The 22,484-nt window shown below is 62.9% G+C and carries 15 protein-coding genes; 12 read left to right on the top strand and 3 right to left on the bottom strand.

Features of this window, described 5'->3' with window-relative positions:
• The first annotated feature begins 10 nt into the window (after positions 1 to 10).
• The 4 genes from malQ (at position 11) to MGMSRV2_RS02675 (ending at position 6,096) form a co-directional block, all read left to right on the top strand.
• Positions 11 to 2,209 (top strand): 4-alpha-glucanotransferase, encoded by a 2,199-nt coding sequence (malQ, locus tag MGMSRV2_RS02660; protein WP_024078777.1) that lies wholly within the window; start codon positions 11 to 13, stop codon positions 2,207 to 2,209.
• Between the two features lie 60 nt (positions 2,210 to 2,269).
• Complete coding sequence (locus MGMSRV2_RS02665; RefSeq protein WP_024078778.1) at positions 2,270 to 4,726, top strand: glycogen/starch/alpha-glucan phosphorylase; 2,457 nt, start codon at positions 2,270 to 2,272, stop codon at positions 4,724 to 4,726.
• Positions 4,727 to 4,849: 123 nt separating this feature from the next.
• Positions 4,850 to 5,811, top strand: a protein-coding gene (locus MGMSRV2_RS02670) for an IS630 family transposase (RefSeq protein WP_144084263.1) whose coding sequence is annotated in 2 segments (ribosomal slippage) — positions 4,850 to 5,198 and positions 5,198 to 5,811 — 963 coding nt in all. Because the reading frame shifts where the segments join, the coding sequence is not laid out codon by codon here.
• 105 nt (positions 5,812 to 5,916) lie between these two features.
• Positions 5,917 to 6,096, top strand: a complete 180-nt coding sequence (locus MGMSRV2_RS02675; protein ID WP_024078780.1) for a hypothetical protein — start codon at positions 5,917 to 5,919, stop codon at positions 6,094 to 6,096.
• Positions 6,097 to 6,174: 78 nt separating this feature from the next.
• Here MGMSRV2_RS02675 and MGMSRV2_RS02680 read toward each other — a convergent pair whose 3' ends face one another.
• Positions 6,175 to 6,552, bottom strand: coding sequence for a hypothetical protein (locus tag MGMSRV2_RS02680; protein WP_024078781.1), 378 nt, complete (start codon positions 6,550 to 6,552; stop codon positions 6,175 to 6,177).
• Positions 6,553 to 6,663: 111 nt separating this feature from the next.
• Between MGMSRV2_RS02680 and MGMSRV2_RS02685 the strand changes: the two genes are divergently transcribed.
• The 4 genes from MGMSRV2_RS02685 to der all read left to right on the top strand — a co-directional run bounded on the left by MGMSRV2_RS02685 (position 6,664) and on the right by der (position 10,728).
• Complete coding sequence (locus MGMSRV2_RS02685) at positions 6,664 to 7,218, top strand: thioredoxin family protein (protein ID WP_024078782.1); 555 nt, start codon at positions 6,664 to 6,666, stop codon at positions 7,216 to 7,218.
• 81 nt (positions 7,219 to 7,299) lie between these two features.
• Complete coding sequence (locus MGMSRV2_RS02690) at positions 7,300 to 7,983, top strand: tetratricopeptide repeat protein (protein WP_024078783.1); 684 nt, start codon at positions 7,300 to 7,302, stop codon at positions 7,981 to 7,983.
• A gap of 14 nt (positions 7,984 to 7,997) precedes the next feature.
• A complete protein-coding gene (locus MGMSRV2_RS02695; RefSeq protein WP_024078784.1) occupies positions 7,998 to 9,314 on the top strand; it encodes a PQQ-like beta-propeller repeat protein in 1,317 nt (438 codons plus the stop codon).
• Between the two features lies 1 nt (position 9,315).
• A complete protein-coding gene (gene der / locus MGMSRV2_RS02700) occupies positions 9,316 to 10,728 on the top strand; it encodes a ribosome biogenesis GTPase Der (protein ID WP_024078785.1) in 1,413 nt (470 codons plus the stop codon).
• Positions 10,729 to 10,778: 50 nt separating this feature from the next.
• On the opposite strand, the gene MGMSRV2_RS02705 is transcribed toward der, so the two are convergent.
• Positions 10,779 to 11,582, bottom strand: coding sequence for an RMD1 family protein (locus MGMSRV2_RS02705; RefSeq protein WP_024078786.1), 804 nt, complete (start codon positions 11,580 to 11,582; stop codon positions 10,779 to 10,781).
• Between the two features lie 44 nt (positions 11,583 to 11,626).
• The gene (locus MGMSRV2_RS02710) at positions 11,627 to 12,583 is read right to left on the bottom strand and encodes an alpha/beta hydrolase (protein WP_024078787.1); all 957 of its coding nucleotides are present in this window, start codon (positions 12,581 to 12,583) and stop codon (positions 11,627 to 11,629) included.
• A gap of 217 nt (positions 12,584 to 12,800) precedes the next feature.
• Between MGMSRV2_RS02710 and MGMSRV2_RS02715 the strand changes: the two genes are divergently transcribed.
• From MGMSRV2_RS02715 to MGMSRV2_RS02730, 4 genes are all read left to right on the top strand, one after another.
• Positions 12,801 to 15,698 carry a coiled-coil domain-containing protein gene (locus tag MGMSRV2_RS02715; protein ID WP_024078788.1) on the top strand — a complete coding sequence of 966 codons (2,898 nt, stop codon included), beginning with the start codon at positions 12,801 to 12,803 and terminating at the stop codon, positions 15,696 to 15,698.
• 127 nt (positions 15,699 to 15,825) lie between these two features.
• Positions 15,826 to 20,160, top strand: a complete 4,335-nt coding sequence (locus MGMSRV2_RS02720) for a response regulator (protein ID WP_024078789.1) — start codon at positions 15,826 to 15,828, stop codon at positions 20,158 to 20,160.
• Between the two features lie 8 nt (positions 20,161 to 20,168).
• Positions 20,169 to 21,335, top strand: a complete 1,167-nt coding sequence (locus MGMSRV2_RS02725) for a response regulator (protein WP_084027883.1) — start codon at positions 20,169 to 20,171, stop codon at positions 21,333 to 21,335.
• A gap of 8 nt (positions 21,336 to 21,343) precedes the next feature.
• Positions 21,344 to 22,441: an HD-GYP domain-containing protein gene (locus MGMSRV2_RS02730; RefSeq protein ID WP_041633406.1), complete on the top strand. Its 1,098-nt coding sequence runs from the start codon at positions 21,344 to 21,346 to the stop codon at positions 22,439 to 22,441.
• The last annotated feature ends 43 nt before the right edge of the window (positions 22,442 to 22,484 follow it).

A 22,484-nucleotide genomic window follows, 5' to 3' on the forward strand; every position in this document is an offset into this window, starting at 1 on the left:
GAAGCCGACCATGACCGCAACCGACACGCTCGACCAATTGGCGCGACTGGCCGGGATTGAAGATGGCTGGTGGGATTTCTACGGCCAGTGGCGGGTGGTGCCGGAAAGCACCAAGCGGGTGTTTCTGCGCGCCATGGGCTTCGCCATCGACAGCGAGGCCGAACTGGCGGCCAGTCTGACCGAATTCGACCAGCGCCCGTGGCGCCGCTTGCTCGATCCGGTGACGGTAGTCGAGCAAGGTGGTGATTGGTGGGCGACCCTGACCATTCCGGCTGCCGCCGACAAGGACATGCTGGCCTGGACCGTCACCACCGAGGACGGCGCCCTGCATAGCGGTCAGGTGCAGGTGGACAGCCAAACCTGGATCGAGGAACGCTGGCTGGACGGCGCCCTGATCAAGCGCTGGCGGCTGGTGCTGCCGGCAACGCTGCCGCAGGGCTATCATCGTCTGGAGATCCGGACCAAGGCCGGCGAGGCCCAGGCCCAATTGGTGGTGACGCCTGCGCGCGCCTTCGTGCCCAAGGCGGTGCAAGGTGCCGGCGCCTGGGGTATCGCCACCCAGATATATGCCCTGCGCGACCCGACCGATTGGGGTGTGGGCAATTATGGTTCGCTCGCCCGGCTGGCGGCGGGGGCGGCGCGGCTGGGGGCGGCGACCATCGGCGTCAATCCGTTGCATGCCCTGTTCCCGACCCAGCCCGACAAGTTCAGCCCCTATGCGCCGTCGTCGCGCCGGTTTCTCAATGTCGGTTATCTGGACGTCGAGGCCATCCCCGAATTCGCCACCTGCCGGGCGGCCAAGCGGCTTTACGCCTCGCCCGGCTTCCAGGCCAACCTGGACCGGCTGCGCGCCTATCCCATGGTCGAATACGCCGATGTCGCCCATCTGCAAGGCCCGATCCTGGCCGAGCTTTACGCCTGGTTCCGCGCCGAGCATCTGGCGGCGGGCGATGCCCGCGCCGAAGACTTCCGCGCCTTCCTGGCCAAGGGCGGCGACAAGGCCCGGCTGTTTTGCACCTTCGAGGCCCTGGCCGAACATTTCAGCCGTGCCGGCACGCCCTATTGGCGCCATTGGCCCGAGCAATTCCAGCACCCCGACAATCCGGCGGTGGCCCAGTTCGCCGCCGAACACGCGGACAAGGTGGAGTTTTACGGCTGGCTGCAATTCGTCGCCGACGAACAATTGGCCGCCGCCCATCGCGCCGGCCTGGACGCCGGGGCCGGCATCGGCCTGTACCGCGATCTGGGCGTCGGCATCGCCGGCGACGGTGCCGATGCCTGGATGGAACAGGACCGGCTGGCCTTGGGCGTTTCCGTCGGCGCCCCGCCCGATCCGCTGGCCTTGAAGGGGCAGGATTGGGGGCTGGCGCCGTTCAATCCCATCACCTTGCGTGAGGCGGCCTACGAGCCCTTCATCGCCGTCATGCGCGCCAACATGACCCATGCTGGCGCCCTGCGTCTGGATCACGCCATGGCGTTGCAGCGGCTTTATTGGGTGCCGCCGGGGGTGGATGCCGACCAGGGTGCCTATGTGCGCTATCCGGTGGATGATCTGTTCCGGCTGGTGGCGTTGGAATCGGTGCGCAACAATTGCCTGATCATCGGCGAGGATCTGGGCACCGTGCCCGAGGGCTTCCGCGAGCGCATGGACCGCATGGCCTTGTTCGCCTATCGGGTCATGGTGTTCGAGAAGACCGGCCCCGACCGCTTCAAGGCGCCGGAAGAATTCCAGGACCAGGCCCTGTCCATTTTCGCCACCCATGATCTGCCCAGTTTGCGCGGCTGGTGGAATGGCATCGACATCGACAGCCGCGAACGCCTTGACCTTTATCCGCGTTCCGGCATGGCCGAACAGGAACGCCTAGCCCGCGCCACCGACCGTGCCGCCCTGGTGGCGGCGCTGGCCGGCCAGGGGCTGCTGGACCATGGCTTTCCCGTGGACGGCGACCTGAGCGACGAACAGGTCTTGGCCCTGGCCGATGCCGCCCATCTGTATCTGGCCCGCGCCAAGTCACGGTTGATGATGGTGCAGTTGGAAGACGTGTTGGGGTTGAACCTGCAAATGAATTTGCCCGGCACCGTCAACCAGCATCCCAATTGGCGTCGCCGTTTTTCTGGGGAGATTCAGACCGTGCTGGATGATTTCCGCCTTGTGCGTATGTCCGAGGCCTTGCGTCAGGCAAGGCCGCAATGCAATGAAACGCCTTGACTTAGGTGCGGGTTCAGGCGACTTCGTAACGCATAGGGTTTAGGCGGGAAGGACCAAAGCATGCGCCGTGTCGGACCTCCGGTGGTCAAACTGCTCGACGACGATGTGGAGAGCATCAAGTACTCGCTGGCCAGCCATCTGCTGTATTCGGTGGGCAAGGAGCCGATCAGCGCCACCGCGCGCGACTGGTTCATGGCCGCCGCCTACGCCGTGCGCGACCGGGTGTCGGAACATTGGATGCCGACGCTCAACCGCTATTACGCCGAGGACAGGAAGCGCGTCTATTACATGTCCATGGAATTCCTGATCGGGCGGACCTTGTCCAATTCCATGATCAACCTGGGCATCTACGACACCGTCAAGCAGGCCGTCACCGACATGGGCGTCGATTTCGACGAGGTGTTGGGCTGGGAAGTGGAAGCGGCGCTGGGCAATGGCGGCCTGGGCCGTCTGGCCGCCTGTCTTTTGGATTCCATGGCCACCTTGGGGGTGCCGGGCTTCGGCTATGGCATCCGCTACGATTACGGCATGTTCACCCAGCACGTCGAGCACGGCTGGCAGGTGGAAAGCCCGGAAAACTGGCTGCGTTACGGCAATCCGTGGGAATTCGCCCGCCCCGGCATCATCTATCCGGTGCGCTTCGGTGGTCGCGTCGTGCATTACAAGGATGTCTTGGGCCATACCCGCGCCCAGTGGATGGACACCGAGGAAGTCATGGCCATGGCCTATGACGTGCCCATTCCCGGCTATGGCGGCAAGACCGTCAACAATCTGCGCCTGTGGACGGCCAAATCCACCCGCGAATTCGACCTGAAATACTTCAATGCCGGCAATTATATCGAGGCCGTGCGCGACAAGGCGGAATCGGAAACCCTGTCCAAGGTGCTGTACCCGTCCGATCTGACCGATCGCGGCAAGGAATTGCGCTTCAAGCAGGAATATTTCTTCGTCGCCGCTTCGATCCAGGACATCCTGTCTCGCTTCAGGAAGGCGCATAGCGATTGGGATAAGCTGCCCGACAAGGTGGCGGTGCAACTCAACGACACCCATCCGGCCATGGTGGTGGCCGAACTGATGCGGGTGTTGGTGGATGAATATCAGATCGACTGGCATCGCGCCTGGGCGCTGACCCGGGCCACCTGCGCCTATACCAACCACACGCTTTTGCCCGAGGCCCTGGAAACCTGGCCGGTGGATCTGTTCCAGCGGGTGTTGCCGCGCCATCTGGAAATCATCTTCCAGCTCAATCACGAGTTCCTGCAAGAGGTCCGCCACCGTCATCCCGGCGATAACGACCTGTTGCGCCGGGTCTCGGTGATCGCCGAGGAAGGGGATCGCCGGGTGCGCATGGGCCATCTGGCGGTGATCGGCAGCCACAAGGTCAACGGTGTCGCCGCCATCCATACCGGGCTGATGAAATCCACCATCTTCTCGGATTTCGATCATCTCAATCCGGGCAAGATCAACAACAAGACCAATGGCGTGACGCCGCGCCGCTGGTTGCTACTGTCCAATCCCGGCTTGGCCGCGCTGATTTCCGGCAAGATCGGCAAGGACTGGGTCATCCATCTCGACCAGTTGAAAAAGCTGGAGCCTTTGGCCGCCGATGCTGAGTTCCGCACTCAGTTCAGTGCGGTAAAGCATGCCAACAAGGTCCGTCTGGCCGAGGTCATTTCCCAACGCCTGGGCGTCGATATCAACCCCGCTTCCTTGTTCGACGTCCAGATCAAGCGTATTCACGAATACAAGCGCCAGCTTCTCAACGTCTTGCACGTCATCAGCCGGTATTCGCGCATCCGCGCCAATCCGCTGGTGGATGTGGTGCCGCGCGTCGTCATCATCGGCGGCAAGGCGGCGCCGGGCTATCTGTTGGCCAAGCTGATCATCAAGCTGATCAACGACGTGGCCGACGTGGTCAACAACGATCCCCTGGTCGGCGACAAGCTGAAGGTGGTGTTCGTCCCCAATTACAACGTTTCCACCGCAGAGCTGGTGATGCCGGCGGCTGATCTGTCGGAACAGATTTCCACCGCCGGCACCGAGGCTTCGGGCACCGGCAACATGAAGATGAGCATGAACGGGGCCTTGACCATCGGCACCTGGGACGGCGCCAATGTGGAAATCTGCGAGGAAGTGGGCGAGGAAAACATGTTCCTGTTCGGCCTGACCGCGCAGGAGGTGGCCCGCCTGCGCATTGACGGCTACAGCCCGCGTGCCGCCATCGCCGCCAACCAGGATCTGAAGCGGGCCATCGACCTGATCGCCTCGGGCTATTTCTCGCCCGATGAGCCGGAACGCTTCGGCGCTATCGTCGATATCCTCACCAATTCCGACCATTATCTGCTGACCGCCGATTTCGCCGGCTATATGACAGCGCAGGAGCGCGTCGACGAACTTTACCGCGATCAGCCGGAATGGAACCGCAAGGCCATCTTGAACGTCGCCCGCATGGGCAAATTCTCGTCCGACCGCACGGTATCGGAATATGCCCGCGATATCTGGGGGGTGCCGGTGTAATACCCGCGCCATAAGGGATAGGCCTTAGAGCGGTTTCACGCCGAGCGGAATCGGTAGAGGATTCCCCCTGAGGTCATTTTGTGATTCAACATCTTCGGTAACAACGCTCCCGAGGATGATGCGATGACGTGGCGCTCAGGGCAGTCCTATTCTCAGGACTTGCGCGATAGAGTTTTGGCGGCTGTGGACAGCGGCATGAGCGCCTACGAGGTGGCGCCGCTGTTCCGGGTGAGCGTTTCGTACATCTACAAGGCCCAAGGCCGCCGCCGGGCCACCGGCGAGACGACGGTGAAGCCACGGCCTGGGCGGCCAGGACAGAAGCTGGCGGCTCACCTTGAGGCGTTGCAGGCGCAGATCAAGGTCGAGCCCGATGCCACGCTGGCTGAGTTGCGCGCCTGGGTTCTGGCCGAATTGGGCGTGTCGATCAGCGTCGGCGGCCTGTGGAACACGCTTGAGCGGCTCGACCTCAGTCTGAAAAAAAGAGTGCGCATGCTGCCGAGCAGGAACGTCCCGACGTAGCCGAAGGACGCATCGCCTGGCGAGCCGAGCAGCCGGCGCTGGACCCAACCCGCTTGGTCTTCCTTGATGAAACCGGGGCATCGACCAACATGACCCGGCGCTACGGACGGGCGCCGCGCGGTCAGCGGCTGCTGGCTGCGGTGCCGCACGGTCATTGGAAAATGACCACCTTCGTCGGGGCGCTCCGGCATGACGGAATCTCCGCCCCCTTCGTCATCGACAAGGCGATGAATGGCGCGATCTTCCTGGCCTATGTCGAGCAGGTCCTGGCTCCGACCTTGCGGCCCGGCGACATCGTCGTAATGGACAATCTGCCCGCCCACAAGGTGGCAGGGGTCAAGCAACTCATCGAAGCCCGAGGGGCCACCCTGCGGTATCTGCCGCCCTACTCCCCAGACCTCAATCCCATCGAGCTCGCCTTCGCCAAGCTCAAGAGCCTGCTGCGAAAGGCGCAAGCCCGCACCATCAACACCTTATGGGACGTGATCGGAAAACTCATCGACCTGTTTCCGCCCGAGGAATGCGCCAATTTCTTCGCCCACGACGGATATGGACGCTCGATATGAAAATGCTCTAGGCTTCTATCGCATTGGTTTTGTCACCAAAGAGTCTGTTGCAGTGCAATATGTTGCGGCGCAATATCTTCTGGTCAGCACCAAGGAGATATCGCCATGCATCAGCTGTTGAGTGACATGCGCCGGCTATCCGAACTGCTTGAGGCGGAATGCGCCGACCGGCCTTTCGACCGTTCCCAAGCTCATACCTTGGCTTCACATTTGGCCGAAACGTGCCCGGAAATGGGGCAGACCATGCGCCGCATCAGCGACCGCATGCGCGGCGAAGCCCGTTGATCTGAATTGAATGTGTCGCGGTTTCGCCACCTGGGGCAGTCGCCCTTGGGTGGCGAAAGCCGTTTCGCCCAGCGGTCGTCAGCGCACGGGTAGTGGGGCGGGGACAAAGCCGATCAGGCGGTCGTTGCCCTCGTTATAAGGCTGGGAATAGCAGCTGGGCCGGGCGATGGACGCATAGCAATAGACCTGCTGGCGTGGTGGCGGCGGCCCCGGCCAGTCCACGCACCAAGCGCCCTCGCGCTGGGCCCGGATGGTGGAGCAATCCTTGCCGGTGATCCAGGTGGCCAGATGGTCGCCCATGGTCTTCTTGGTGTTGATGACGCTCAATACTTCCAGGTTCATCAACAGATTGGCGTCGCCGACGCGGGCGACCTCGCTCTCGATGCCGTCGCGCCCGAAAAAGGCACAGCCCGACAGCAGCAGAATTCCCGCCAGGGGGGCAAGGCGCCTGATCATCTTCTATGACCCCTTTGAACGATTCGCTATAGTGTCGGCCCGATGGGCGGACCCGGTCAAATCAATTATGGCCCGGACCTTCCCAACAAAGCCTTAACGGAGGATCGGGCAATGGCGGTGGAAACGCCCATTTGCGATTTCGGCTGGCAGGCGCCCCCCTTTGCCTTGCCCGGCATCGATGGCCGCATTTGGTCGCTGGATCAGGTGCGCGGACCCAAGGGAACGCTGATCATGTTCATCTGCAACCACTGCCCCTATGTGCAGGCGGTGGTCGACCGCATGGTGCGCGATGCCAACGAATTGCGGGCCTTGGGTATCGGCGTTGCCGCCATCATGTCCAACGACGTGGTAGCCTATCCCGAGGATGGTTTCGACAACATGACAGTGTTTGCGGCGCGCCATGGCTTCGCCTTTCCCTATCTGTACGACGAAAGCCAGCAGGTGGCGCGGGCCTACGACGCGGTATGTACCCCCGATTTCTTCGGCTTTGATGCTGATCTTGGGCTGCAATATCGCGGGCGTCTGGATGAATCGCGCAAACAGGCGGCGCCGGTCGATGTTCGTCGCGATCTGTTCGAGGCCATGCGGCAGGTGGCTGAAACCGGGCGCGGCCCGGTCGATCAGATACCCTCCATGGGCTGTTCGATCAAATGGCGGACTGATTGATGGCGGAAAACGCACGCCGGATTTGCCTCTGCTCGCCAAGCACACTATGTTGACGCCGACCGATTACCGGAGACGACTTCCTTGACCAGTTCCAAAGATGATGCCGCCACCGACTTGCTGATCCGCGAGGTTGACGACGATCTGCGCCAGGAAAACCTGGAGAAGGCGTGGAAGAAGTATGGCGGCCTGTTCATTGGCGGTGCCGTGGCCATCGTGCTGGCCGTTGCCGGCGCTCAGGCCTGGCAGACTTGGCGCCATGGTCAGAACCTGCAGGCGTCCTTGCGTTTCACCGAGGCCAGCCAGATGCTGGACAAGGGCGACAAGGCCAAGGGGACAGAGGCCTTGCAGGCGCTGGTCGCCTCGGGTCCGTCCGGCTACAAGCTGTTGTCCGAGTTGAAGCTGGCCCAGGTCAAGCTGGCCGATGGCGATGCCGCCGCCGCCGCCGCGCTCTACGACCGTATCGCCGCAGATGGTGGGGTTGATGACATTTATCGGGATATGGCCGTACTGAAATCGGCCTATCTCAAGTTGGAAACCGGCGATATCGCCTTGGTGGAAAAATCAGTGGCGCCGTTGGCGGTGGAATCGGGCGCTTGGCGCCATTCCGCCCGCGAAATTCTGGCGCTGTTGGCGCTGAAGGCGGGCGATAACGCCAAGGCCATGGATTTGTTGCGTAAGGTCGCCGACGATGTGGCCGCTCCGGCGGGTATCCGCGGTCGCGCCGCCGAATTGCTGGCGGCGCTGGAAAGCGCGGCCAAGGGCTGAACGGGGGAAAGTGCATGAGCCGTCGTCTGCTGTGGGTCGTGATCGCCAGTTTGGGCTTGTCGGCCTGTTCGAGCTGGATGGGTGAGAAGGAAGCGCCGCCCTTGCCGGGCAAGCGTATTTCCGTTCTTTCAGGGGAACGCTCGCTGGCGCCGGAATTGTCTGGCGATCAGGCGTTGATCAAGCTGCCGCCACCCGAGCCCAATGACGACTGGCCGCAGGCCGGTGGTTATTCCAACCACGCCATGCATCACATGGAGATCAACGACCAGCTTCGGCGGGTGTGGCGCAGCTCCATCGGCGAGGGCTCGAGCAAGCGGGCCAAGCTGCTGGCGCAGCCGATCGTGGCCGAGGGGCGTATCTTCACCTTGGATTCCAGCGCCGAAATCCGCGCGTTCGACGCGGCGACCGGCGCCAAGATCTGGGCCTTCGATATCACGCCCAAGGATGAGGACGACACCTTCTCGGGCGGCGGCCTCGCCTATGAGGACGGCCAGCTGTTCGTTTCCACCGGCTTTGCCCAGGTGGTGTCGCTGGATGCCGGCAACGGCCAGGTGCTGTGGCGCCAGACCCTGTCGGGCCCCATGCGCGGTCCGCCGACCGTGCGGGCCGGTCGTGTCTTCGTCATTACCGTCGATAACCAGACCCACGCCCTGGCCGCCGAAGACGGCGGTGTGCTGTGGAGCCATCAGGGCATCAGTGAAACCGCCAGCCTGTTGGGCGGGACCAGCCCGGCGGTGGACGGCAACGTGGTGGTGGTGCCTTATTCGTCGGGCGAGCTGTTCGCGTTGCGCGTCGATAACGGCTCGGTTCTGTGGCAAGAGCAATTGGCGACCATGCGTCGCACCGAAGGGGCCTCGGCCCTGACCGATATCCGGGCGCGCCCGATCATCGATCGCGGGCGGGTCTACGCCATCGGCCATGCCGATCTGGTGGTCGCCGTCGATTTGCGCACCGGTCGCCGGTTGTGGGAACGCGAGATCGGCGGCATCCAAAGCCCGTGGGTGGGCGGCGATTATCTGTTCCTGGTCAACAATTCCAACGAGGCGGTGGCGCTGGACGCCAAGACCGGCAAGATCATCTGGGTCACCCAGTTGCAGATGTGGGAGGACGAGGAAGACCGTACCGGCCGCATCATCTGGGCCGGTCCGATCCTGGCCTCCGACCGTCTGATCCTGGCCTCCAGCCATGAAAAGCTGCTGGCCCTGTCCCCCTATACCGGTGCGGTGCTGGGCATCGAAGAATCCCCCGATGGCGTCAGCATCCCGCCGTCGGTGGCCCAGGGCACCGTGTATTTCCTGACCGATGATGCCGATTTGGTGGCGTACCGCTGATATGACCTTTACCGTAGCCATCGTTGGCCGCCCCAATGTGGGCAAGTCTACCTTGTTCAACCGTCTGGCCGGGCGTCGTCTGGCCATCGTCCACGACATGCCCGGCGTCACCCGTGACCGCCGCGAGGCTGCCGCCAGCCTGCTGGGCATGGAATTCCGGGTCATCGACACCGCCGGCTTCGAGGATGCGCACGACGAATCCATCGAGGCGCGCATGCGCTATCAGACCGACACCGCCGTGGCCGAGGCCGACGTGGTGCTGATGCTGATCGACGCCCGTGCCGGGGTGACGCCGCTGGATGCCCATTTCGCCGATTATCTGCGCAAGCAGAAGACGCCGGTGATCCTGGTCGCCAACAAGTGCGAGGGCAAGGCCGGGGCGCCGGGGATGTATGAATCCTACGGCCTGGGTCTGGGCGAGCCGGTACCGTTCTCGGCCGAGCACGGCGAAGGGTTGGCCGAATTGTTCGACGCCCTGCGTCCCCATGCCGAAGCCGCCGGGGCATTGGATTTCGACGACGACGAGGAAGACGACTTCTTCGCCGCCGATCCCGTCGACGACGAGGAAATCGAGACCGAGGACCGGCCCGAGCGACCGTTGCAATTGGTCATCGTCGGTCGCCCCAATGTGGGCAAGTCGACCCTGGTCAACCGCCTTTTGGGCCAGGATCGCATGCTGACCGGCCCCGAGGCCGGGCTGACCCGTGACGCCATTTCGGTGGATTGGCAGCATCGGGATCGCGGCATCCGGCTGGTGGACACTGCCGGCCTGCGCAAGCGCGCCAATATCGAAGACCCGGTGGAAAAGCTGTCGGCCTCCAACACCTTGGAAGCCATCCGCATGGCCGAGGTGGTGGTGCTGGTGATGGATTCTGCGGCCATCTTGGACAAGCAGGATCTGACCATCGCCCGCATGGTGGTGGAGGAAGGCCGCTCGCTGGTCATCGCCATCAATAAATGGGACGCGGTGGAAAAGCCGCAGGAAGCCTTGCAGCGTCTGGCCGACCGCCTGGAAACCTCGCTGCCCATGGTGCGCGGCCTGCCGACGGTGACCATCAGCGCGCTCACCGGGCGCGGCGTCGACAAGATGATGGACGCGGTGCTGGCGGTGCACAAGACCTGGAACCGCCGCATTCCCACCTCGCAGTTGAACCGCTGGCTGGAAGACGTGCTGTCGCATCATCCGCCGCCGGCCATGCCGGGTGGGCGCCGCCTGAAGATCCGTTATATGACGCAGATCAAGGCCCGTCCGCCGACCTTCGTCATCTTCGCCTCCAAGCCCGAGCAATTGCCGGAAAGCTATAGCCGCTATCTGATCAATGGTTTGCGCGAGAACTTCAAAATGGCCGGGGTGCCCATGCGCCTTTATGTGCGCGGCGGGCGCAATCCTTACGCCGACAAGAAAAAGAAATAAAGCTCGTAAGCGGGCTATCGCCTGGGGTGATAGCCCGCGCTTACTTCGGCTCAGAAAAACTTTTCCCACAGCGACAGCACGATCTCGAAGACGATCAGGAAGACGATGTACCATTCCACCCGTAGCGAGCGGCTGGTATGGACAAGGTCCAGCAGGGTCTCGGCGGTGTTGCTGATGACTTCCAGCTTGTGATCGAGCGCGCGCGAGCGTTCGCGGATTTCATATTCGCGCTCCAGCCGCCCGAATAGCCCTTCCAATTGCGGCAGGTTCCACAGGGCTTCCGGCTTTTCCAGCACTTCGGCGCGACCGACCATGCGGTGCTGGGTCAGCAATACGTCGCCGATCTGTGACAGCAATTCCTTGATCTTGAAGTTGCGGCTGCCGTGGCGCTTCAGCCGTCCGGCCAGGGGCTCGACCCGGTCGAAGACGCCGGCGACGCGGACTTCGAAGTGTTCCAGCAGCATGTCCTTGGCCAGTACGTCGGCCACCACCTGCATGCGTTCCGGCGTCAGTTCCGACAAAATGATGGTGCCGTCGGGGTCCACATGCTCGGTCCCACCGGGAACGATGTCGATATGTGCCTGCTCGCGCCCCGGTTCCAGCAGCGGGTCGCTGACCAGCCGGGTGATGTCGGCCAGATAATGCGCCTCTTCATCGGCGGTGACGTCGAACAGGACGACGACGCCGTAGCGGAACAGCACCGCATAGCCCTTGCGCCCGACCCTCAGGGTCAGGGGCGTGGTGGCCAGCGCCTGGGTCAATTCAAAACCACGGATGTCCAGGCGTTCGCCCAGCAGGAAACCGCGCACGATCAGATTGTGCCGCGCCAGGGCGGCTGGGGATTCTTCGCTCATGATCGGGCGATGCTGCCGTCATGGCGGGATGAAATCAAGTGAAGCTATTCCGCCGCCTGAAGTTGTGGCGTCATCAGCGCCTCGGCCAAGGCGCGGGTGGTTTCGTCGATGGCGGCTTGGGCCTGGTCCAGCACCGCGCTCATCTGCATGAAGGAATGGGGCACGCCGTCATAGACCGACAACTGATGGGGGATGCCAACGCGGCGTAATTTTTCGGCCAAAGCCAAGCTGTCGTCCAGCAGGCAATCCAGGCCGGCGCCGATGACCAGTTGCGGTGGCAAGCCGTGCAAATCGGCCAGCAGGGGAGCGGCCAAGGGATTGTCGCGCTGGGCGAAATCGGCCAGGTATTGCGACCAGAACCAATCCACCCGTTCGGTGGTCAGGCCGAATTGCCCGCCGCCGAACCGTTGGTGCGAGGCGGTCAGCAGATCGGCGGAGAACATGCCATAAAGCAGCACGCCCAGGCGCGGCTGGGGCAGGCGCTGATCGCGCAGGCGCAGCATGGCGGCCAGGGCCAGGTTGGCGCCGGCGGAATCGCCGCCCACGGCCAAAGCGTTGCCATCCAGGCCGAAATCGGCGCCGTGGGCGCGGACCCAGGCGATGGCCGCCAGAGCTTCGTCCACCTGACGGGGAAAGCGTGCCTCGGGGGCCAGCGAATACCCTAAGGCCAGCACGGCGGCGCCGGAACGCTGGGCCAGCAGGCGCAGCAGCCGTTCGTGAGTGTCCATGCTGTTGAGAGCGAAGCCGCCGCCGTGAAAGTACAGCAGCACCGGTCGTCGGCTCGGCCCTTGCGGCTGGCTGTCGAACAGGCGCAGGCGCAAGTCGTCGACGGTGATGTCCTGGCGCCGTGCCAGGGGTGGCAAATCGTGGTTCCAGATGCCCTGATAAGCCAAGGCGCGGGCCCGGGCCTCGGCCAAGGATTGGCGCAGCGGATCGGCTGGGGCTGCCCCGTGTCGGGCGGCGTGGGCCTGGATCAGACTAAGGGCTGGGGATGAGGTCATGGCATCGACTCCGCTGGAACCGTTGTCAGGATTATACAACATCGATTGTCTGTCAAACTAAAATATAAATACACATTTTCAATGTAAAAAATGGAAATCGGCTTAATCTGTTGCGATTCCAAGCATTCGGCGGGGAAAGATGGCTGGGAGGTGATTGATTTTTAACGCTTCAACGGGCATCCTCGGCCACGGTTTATCAGGATAAGGATCGGGCGGGATGGGTGAGACGACGCAGCGGGATCAGGCCGAAGACCGCGCCGAAACCGAACAGGCAATCCTGGTGGCCGAAAAGCCGCCGATTTTGATGGTTGAGCCGCCGTTTCCCAAGTCCGCCCCCAAGGCGCGGCGCAAGAATACCCAGGCTGCTGGTCGTATGGTCCGTGTCGTCAATTTCGTCGCCGGGCTGTTGACGTTCATCTGGCTGGGCTTCTGCGGTCAGTACGTCAACACCAATATCGGCTGGGACAACCTGATGGCGTTGCAGCCGCAGGAACTGGGCGGCATCGTCGGCGCCGCTTTCGTCCCTGTCGCCCTGTTGTGGATGGTCCTGGCCTGGCTCGACCGTGGTCGGGTGATGCGCATCGTCGCCCAGGAACTGGATGACCATCTGCGCCGCCTGACCTATCCGTCCGACGAATCCGAGGCCCGGGTCAAGGCGGTGTCCGATTCGCTGCTGGCGCAGACCAAGGCATTGACCGAGGCGTCGGAACGCGCTGCCGTCGATGCCGACAAGGTGCGGACCTTGATGGCCGGCCAGATCGACACTCTGTCGTCGGTGTTGGGCCGGGTCAGCAGCGACGCCCGCGGCGCGGTTGACGCGTTGAAGGGCGAGGTCGACCGTCTGACCAATGCCGCCGATTCCGCCACCACGCGGGCGCGCGAAATCGAGCATTTGCTGCGCTTGCAAACCCAGGAACTCAACGTGGTGACCGAGACCGCCGCCAGCAGGGTGCGCGAATTCGGTGATTCCCTGCACCAGCAGGCCGAAGCCATCGACCAGACCTCGAGCCGGGCCGCCCAGCGGGCGGAAACCATGTCGGCCCAGATCGCCAAGCATGCCGAGGCGTTGGACAAGACGTCGCAAGCGGCGGTGGTGCGGGCCGAACAGGTCGGCCAGATTTTCAGCGAACGGGCCATGGCCCTGGCCGAAGGCGCCAGCAAGGCGGCGGAAAGCACCGAGGCGGTGTCCAGCACCCTGTCGCAACGGGTCGAGGCCCTGGAAACCTTGTTCAACCGCCAGAACACCGATCTCGATCAGGCGGCGGTTCGTCTGGCCGAACAGACCGGGCGCATCAGTCAGTCGCTTCAACAGCAGGCCACCGGCCTTGACCAGATCACCGACCGCGTGCTGTCGCGCATCCGCATCGTCGAGGAAGCCTTGTCGGTGCAGTCGCGTGAAGTGTCGTCGGCATCGGATCAGGCCATGAACCGCTTCCGCGAGATGGAAGAGGTTCTGGCCCGCCACGCCGAGCAATTGCGTACCACTTCGGACGAAGCCGCCGCCCAGATGGGCGAAGTGGGCGAAGTCTTCGCCCAGCGTCGCGACGATGTGGATCAGGCGGCGGAACGGGCCGGTGGCCGCGTGCGCGAAACCGGCGAGCTGTTCCAGTCGCAGGCGCGTGCCTTGTCGGCGGCGTCCGATCAGATGCAGGCCCGGGCCCGCGAAGTGTCGGAAACCCTGCGGCTGCATATCGAGGATTTGGGCAAGGGGGCGGACCGCGCCGCTGCCCAGGCCGAGGCCATCCGCCAGTCCCTGCGCAAGCAGGCCGACGAACTGGCCGATGCCGCCAATGTGGTGTCCACTCAGTCGCGCCTGTCGGAAGCGTCGCTCAACCAGCAATCGCGTCATCTGATTTCCACCTCGGATCAGGTCATGGCCAAGGTCAAGACCATTTCCGACACCTTGCGCCAGAACACCAACGATCTGGTGGCGGTGTCGTCGCGCGTCGGCGTCGAGTTGGAAGCGGTGGGCGAGGGCCTGCGCCAGCGCACCATGGAAGTGGGCTCGGCTGCCGTCAAGGCGGTGGCCGACACCGCCGGTGTCTCGGAAATGCTGGAGCAGCGGTCCGAGCAGATGGGGGGTATCGCCGAACAGGTGGCCACCCGCCTGCGCGGCACCATCGACGCCCTGCGCCGTCAGACCGAACAATTGGTGGCTTCCGCCGACCAGACCCAGGTCAGCGTCACCGCCGTCGGCGAGAAGCTGAAGGATCAGACCGAAGCGGTGGCCCGCGTCGCCGACGATTCGTCGGAAGTGTTGCAGGCCTTCGGTCAAGCCATCGCCAAACACGCGGTGGAAGTGGGCGAGGCGGCACAACGGGTGTTCCACAATTCGCAGACCGCCGGCGACGCGTTGCGCCAGATCGTCCGCGATTTCGAGGAATCGTCCAACAAGACCGCCGGTCAGGTCACCGCCGCCGGCGACATGCTGCGCGCCGGTATCCGCGATCTCAATCAGGCGTCGGAACGGATCACCTCGTCGGTGCGCGCCTCGGGCGATTCGTTGCGTCGCTATGCCCTGGAATTGCAGGAATCCACCGACCGTACCGGGGCCAAGCTGGAAACCTCGTTCGAGGTCATTCGCCAGAAGTCCAACGATCTGGGCGTCACCGGCGAAAGGCTGTCGCAGCAGGCGGAAAATCTGGCCGCCACCTTCGGTCGTCAGATCGACGAATTGGTCAGCGCCTCGAAGCTGGCGGAAATGCGGGCCGAGCAGATCGAGGAACGCCGCGCCAATGCCTCGGTCGAACATTTCCTGCGCAACGCCGCCTTCATCGTCGAAAAGCTGCAATCGCTATCGGTGGATATCGGTCGCATCTTCGCCACCAACATCGACGAAAAGGCTTGGCGCGAATTCCATGCCGGCGATCAAAGCGTGTTCGTGCGCAAGATTTTGAAGAACCTGGACAAGCACCAGATCGCCGCCATCAAGAACAAGTACGAGGACGATGGCGAGTTCCGCGAATACGTCACCCGCTATCTGGCCGAGTTCGAGGCGTTGCTGAACCAGGCGCGTCAGTCCGATTACGCCGACGTCCTGACCGGCACCTTCACCTCGTCGGAAGTCGGCAAGTTGTATCTGGTGGTCGCCCGGTCCTTGGGCCGGTTGGAATAAGGTCCGGTTCATGCCGGTTCAGGGCGCTTCCGCTTTCGGTGGAAGCGCCCTGATCGTTTCCGCTGCCCTATCTTTTCGTTATGCTGGAAAGGTCGGACGAGCAGCCAAGGCGAAAGGTTGATATGCCATGACCGGAACGTCGGTGCGTACCAGTCTGTTGCTGCGAGCCTTCGCCATCGTCGTCATGGCCCTGGGTGTCTTCGCCGTTTCCACCTATGCGCTGATCGTCGTTCCCGCCATCGACCGTCTGGCCCAATCGCAGATGACCCAGACCGCCGGCGAGTTGGATTCCCGCGTCCAGCGTCTGCTCGCCACCGTCGAGATCACCCTCAACACCAGCCGGCGCTGGGGGGTCAACGGCAGTTTGCAACTGGATCAGGTGGAACGGTTCAACGAGTTCTTCTTCCCGATGATCGAGAATCACCCGGAAATCTCGTCGGTGATCTTCGCCCATGAATCGGGTCGTGAAATCCTGCTTTTGCACACGGCGGACGGCAAGTGGATCAACCGTCTCAGCGATCCCGACCGTTGGGGCAACAAAACCACCTGGATGACCTGGAGCAATACCCGCGTCCTGGAAAAGACCGAGATCCTGGAGCGCGATTACGATGCCCGCAAGCGGCCTTGGTTCCAAGGCGCCATGGCCATGGCCGAGGATCTGGGGGTGTTCTGGACCGCGCCCTATATCTTCTTCACCACCAAGGAACCGGGCATCACCGCCGCCAGCCGCTGGACCGGCGCCGATGGCAGCCGTTTCATCATCGCCCACGACGTCAAGCTGTTGGATCTGTCTCACTTCACCCGTGGCATCACCGCCGGCCCCAACGGCATAGGCATGCTGTTGGACGATCAGGGGCGTCTGGTCGGCGTGCCGCGTGACCAACGTTTCGATGACGACGGCGAAATCAAGAAATCGGTATTGCAGCCCTTGGCCGATGCCGGACTGCCGGTGCTGGCGGCAAGCTGGCAACACTGGAACGATCTGGGCCGTCCCAACGGCAGCCTGAATGCGCTGGAGTACCGGGGCGAAGAGTGGTTCTCGCATTTTCGCCGGGTCTTCATCGGTCAGCAATCGTTCTGGCTGGCGGTGGTGGCGCCACATCGGGATTTTATCCCCATCAGTGGTGACCAAACGGTGTTGCTGGTTCTGTTGATCGTGGCGACGCTGGTTGCCGCCACCCTGGTGACCTTGCCCATCGCCCGGCGTTTCGCCGCCCCGCTGGAACATCTGGCGGAGGAAAGCACGCGCATCGGTCGCCTGGACTTGCAGCGACCGGTGGCCGTCGCATCGGATTTGGCGGAAATAAGCGCCCTGGCCACGGCGCAGGAGGCCATGCGCCAAGCCCTGCTGGCCTCGACCTCGCGGCTGGAGGAAGCCAACGCCACCTTGGAAGCCCGGGTGTCCGAACGCACATGGGAGTTGGAGCAATCGAAAGGCGCCGCCGAATGGTCGCGTCAATTGCTGCGTGAAATGGCCGATTCGCTGCCTTGCGCCACCTTCCGCTTTGAAGTGGTACCGGGGCGTTCCCCCGCCTTCCGTTTCGTCAGTGCCCAGGTTGCGCGCATCTTGGGGGTGACCGCGGCCGAGTTGATGAATGATCCGGGGCTGCGCCTGAAAAACCTGCATCCCGACGATCTGGAACCCGCCCGTATCGCCCAGGCCGAGGCCATCGACAGGGGCCAGCCGACCAATCTGCTCTATCGGGTGGTGCTGGGCAATACCGCGCCGCGTTGGATCGAGACCCGCTCCATGGTGTCGGAATCCTTCGACGGCACCAGGGTGTGGAACGGCTATTGGCTGGATGTGACCGAGCGCGAGGAAGCCTTGGCCCGCATCCGCATGGCCGAGGAACGGTTGCGGGCGCTCACCGATTCGGTGCCGGTGGCGGTGTTTGAAATGCGCAGCCAGGGTGATCTGTTCTGGTTCACCTTTATCAGCCGCAAGGTGCGCGAAATCCTGGGTATCGGGCGCGATGAATTGCGGGCCAATGCCGGTAGGCTGTACGGCACGGTGGCGGCGGCGGATCGGGACGGTCTGGAGGAGAGTGTCGTGGCTGCCATTGGCGGCGGACTTCATTTTTCCGCCAGCTTCCGCCTGGATAGCCCTGGCGACGAACGCTGGATCAGGATGGAGGCGGTGCCCATCCCCGGCGAGCAGGGCGACAGGGTCTGGGCCGGTTTCTTCCAGGACATCACCGCCGTCAAACAGGCCGAGGCCGAATTGACGCGGGCCAAGGAACTGGCCGAGGATGCTACCCGGATGAAGTCGGATTTTCTGGCCAATATGAGCCACGAAATCCGCACCCCCATGAATGCCATCATCGGCATGAGCCATCTGACGCTGAAGACCCCGCTGACCCCGCGCCAGCACGATTACGTCAAGAAAATCCAAGGCGCCGGCCAGCATCTCTTGGGCATCATCAACGACATCTTGGATTTTTCCAAGATCGAGGCCGGCAAGCTGACGGTGGAACATATCGGTTTCGACCTGGACAAGGTTCTCGACAATATCGCCAGCCTGCTGACGGAAAAGACCAATGCCAAGAACTTGGAACTGGTCTTCGACGTGCCCTCGGACGTGCCGCGCGCCCTGGTGGGTGATTCCCTGCGTTTGGGCCAAATTCTGATCAATTACGCCAACAACGCCGTCAAATTCACCGAAAAGGGCGAGATCGACATCATCGTCAGGGTGCAGGAACGCACGCAAACAGAGGTGGTGCTGTATTTCGCCGTGCGCGATACCGGTATCGGCATCACGCCCGAGCAAAAGGCCCGTCTGTTCCAAAGTTTCGAGCAGGCCGACACCTCGACCACCCGCAAATTCGGCGGCACCGGGCTGGGGCTGGCCATCTCCAAGAAGCTGGCCGAACTGATGGACGGCGCGGTGGGGGTTGAAAGCGAATATGGCAAGGGCAGCACCTTTTGGTTCACCGCCCGCATGGGCGTCGGCGTCGAGCGGGACCGCAAGCTGCTGCCGTCGCCCGATCTGCGCGGCTGCCGGGTGTTGGTGGTGGACGACAACGACAATGCCCGCGCCGTGTTGTGCGATCTGCTGACCAGCATGACCTTCGAGCCCAGCGAGGTGGCCTCGGGGCCGGCAGCCGTGGCCGAGGTCAAGCGGGCCGCCGACGCAGGTATCCCCTATGCCCTGGTCCTGGTCGATTGGCGCATGCCCGACATGGACGGCATCGACACCGCCCGCCATATCCGCGCCTTGGGGGTGGAGCATGCGCCGCGCCTGTTGATGGTCACCGCCTATGGCCGCGAAGAGGTGCTCAATCAGATCAACGAGGCCGGCATCGATGACGTGCTGATCAAGCCGCTCAGCGCCTCGATTTTGTTCGATACAGTGATGCGCATGTTCGGCGGCGGCAGAAACGGCGAATCCGGGGCGGATGACCAGGGCGGATCGCCGGCTCCCCTGGACGATCTGGCGGCCATCCAGGGGGCGCGCATCCTGTTGGTGGAAGACAACGACCTCAATCAGGAGGTGGCGGCGGAATTGCTGGCCGATGCCGGCTTCGTCGTCGACATCGCCGATGACGGTGCCATCGCCTTGGACAAGGTCCAGCGTAACACCTATGACATCGTGCTGATGGATATGCAGATGCCGGTGATGGATGGCGTCACCGCCACCCGAGAAATCCGCAAGCTCGGGCGTTTCGACGACCTGCCCATCGTCGCCATGACCGCCAACGCCATGCGCCGCGATCAGGATTTGTGCCGGGACGCGGGGATGAACGACTTTGTCGCCAAGCCCATCGATCCCGACCAACTGTGGGCGGCGTTGGTGCGCTGGATCAAGCCGCGCCATGGTTCGGCGGCGACAAATGCCGGGCCGGTTGCCGCCACCGGTCCCGAGCACGTTCCGGATATTCCCGGTCTGGATGGGGTCACCGGCTTGCGTCGGGTCCAGGGCAAGACCAGCCGCTATCTGATGAGCTTGCGCAAATTCGCCGCCGGTCGGCGCGGGGCGGCCACCGATATCCGTCGGGCCTTGGACGACGCCGACTGGACGACGGCGGAACGGCTGGCCCATACCCTGAAAGGGTTGGCCGGCATGATTGGGGCCGAGCAGATTCAGCACTTGGCCGCCGCCCTGGAAACCGCCCTGGCCGATCGCATGCCGCGCGACGTTGTGGATGGTCTGCTCACCCGGCTGGAGCAGCCTTTGGCGGCGCTGGTCGCCGCCTTGGACGAATGTTTGCCACCCGAGCCAGAGATTGTTGCCGCGACGGCGGTGGACCTGAAACTTGTGGGTGAGGTCAGCGATCGCTTGCGAAAGCTGCTTGCCGATGATGATGCCATGGCCGACGATGTGCTGGAGGAAAATGCGGCCCTGCTTCGTGCGGCGTTCCCCGAGGAATACCGGCGGATTCACGCCGGGATCAAAAGTTTCGATTTCGATGTCGCCTTGGCCGCGCTGGATCGGGCCATGGGGCGCAATCGCCGAGACGCATGAGGATGAGAATGGACAGCGTGGATTTTGTCGAACGGCCGACGATCCTGGTGGTGGACGATACCCCCGACAACCTGGCGGTGTTGAGCAGCCTGTTGAAGGACGAGTATCGGGTCAAGGTCGCCAGCAGCGGCGAAAAGGCGCTGAAGGTGGCCGCCGCCGCCAATCCCCCCGACCTGATCTTGCTGGATATCATGATGCCGGGACTGGACGGCTATGAAGTCTGCCAACGTCTGAAGCTTGACCCGGCGACGCGGGACATTCCGGTGATTTTCCTGACCGCCAAAAGCGATGTGGATTCGGAACGGCACGGGCTGGAATTGGGGGCGGTGGATTACATCAGCAAGCCGATCAGTCCACCCATCGTGCTGGCGCGGGTGCGCACCCATCTGGAACTCAAGGCCTCCTCCGATTTTCTGCGCGACCAGAACGAATTTCTCGAACACGAAGTGGCCAAGCGTACCGAGGAGGTGATGGCCATCCAGGACGTGACCATCCTGGCCATGGCCTCGCTGGCCGAGACCCGTGATCTGGAAACCGGCAACCATATCCGCCGCACCCAGTTCTATATCAAGGCCTTGGCGGAAAAGCTGCGCGGCCATCCGCGCTTTGCCGGACAACTGGATGAGTATGCCATCGACATGTTGTTCAAATCGGCGCCATTGCACGATATCGGCAAGGTCGGTATTCCTGATCGCATCCTGCTGAAGCCGGGGCGCTTCGTGCCGGAAGAGTTCGAGATCATGAAAACCCACACCACCTTGGGCCGTGACGCCATCGAACACGCCGAGCATTCACTGGGGTCGAGGGTCGAGTTTTTGACCATGGCCAAGGAAATCGCCTTTTCCCACCAGGAAAAGTGGGATGGCAGCGGCTATCCGCAGAACTTGGCCGGCGACCATATCCCGTTGTCGGCGCGGTTGATGGCAGTGGCTGACGTCTATGATGCGTTGATCAGCCGTCGGGTTTACAAGGCGGCAATGACGCATGACGCGGCAGTGGCCATCATGGTCGAAGGCCGGGGTAGTCATTTTGATCCCGATATTCTGGATGCTTTTCTGGAAATCCAGGAGGAATTTCGTCAGATTGCCTTAAGGCACGCCGATTCCGATGCCGATTTGGCGCGAAAGCGGGAGTTGCTGGCACGATCCGGCACCGCCTGCACCGAGAAGGAATAATGCTCCCCATGCTTGCTGGCGAGTTCACCGATAAGGCGACCATCCTGGTGGTTGATGACACCGCCGAGGAACTGGCCCTGATTGTCGGCCTGCTCAAGGATCAGTACCGGGTCCGGGTCGCCAATAGCGGCGAACGGGCCCTGACCATGCTGGCCACCGGCGACATGCCGGACATGATCCTGCTGGACGTGATGATGTCGGATATTGACGGCTACGAGGTCTGCCGTCAGCTCAAGGCCAATCCGCGCACCCGTGCCATTCCGGTGATGTTTTTGACCGGACGCACGCGCATGGCCGACGAAAAGCGCGGCTTCGATCTGGGCGCGGTGGATTATGTGCCCAAGCCGGTCAGTCCGCCCATCCTGCTGGCCCGCCTCCGCGCCCATCTGCGGTTGAAAGCCGCCGCCGACTTCCTGCGCGACAAGAACGGCTTTCTGGAGCGCGAGGTGGCCAAGCGCACCAAGGAGGCCACCGCCATCAAGGATGTCACCATCCTGGCCATGGCATCCCTGGCGGAAACCCGCGACCTGATGACCGGCAATCATATTCGCCGCACCCAGTATTACATGAGCGCGCTGGCCACGTCCTTGCAAACCAATCCGCGTTTCAGCCGTCATCTCGACGAGGCGGCGATCACCATGCTGTTCAAGTCGGCCCCCTTGCACGATATCGGCAAGATCGGCATCCCCGACCGCATCCTGCTGAAGCCCGGTCCCTTGGACGCAGAAGAGTTCGAGGTGATGAAGAATCATGCGGCCCAAGGCCGCCATGCCATCGAGCATGCCGAGCAATGGTTGGGCAAGACGCTGGAATTTTTGACCACGGCCAAGGAAATCGCCCATTACCACCACGAGCGCTGGGACGGCAATGGCTATCCCGAGGGGCTTTCCGGCGATGATATCCCCATTTCCGCCCGCCTGATGGCGGTGGCCGACGTCTATGATGCCTTGATCAGCCGTCGCGTCTACAAGGATCCCTACGCCCATGACATGGCGGTGGCCACCATCATCGAAGGCCGGGGCAGCCGGTTCGACCCCGACGTGGTCGATGCGTTCCTCTCGATTCAGGAAGAATTCCGCGCCATCGCCGAGCAATACGCCGATTGATGTCCGGCCTGAAAAAGATGCGCCGCCCGCATCAGGGCTGACG

It is taken from the genome of Magnetospirillum gryphiswaldense MSR-1 v2, assembly GCF_000513295.1.
Taxonomy (GTDB): domain Bacteria; phylum Pseudomonadota; class Alphaproteobacteria; order Rhodospirillales; family Magnetospirillaceae; genus Magnetospirillum; species Magnetospirillum gryphiswaldense.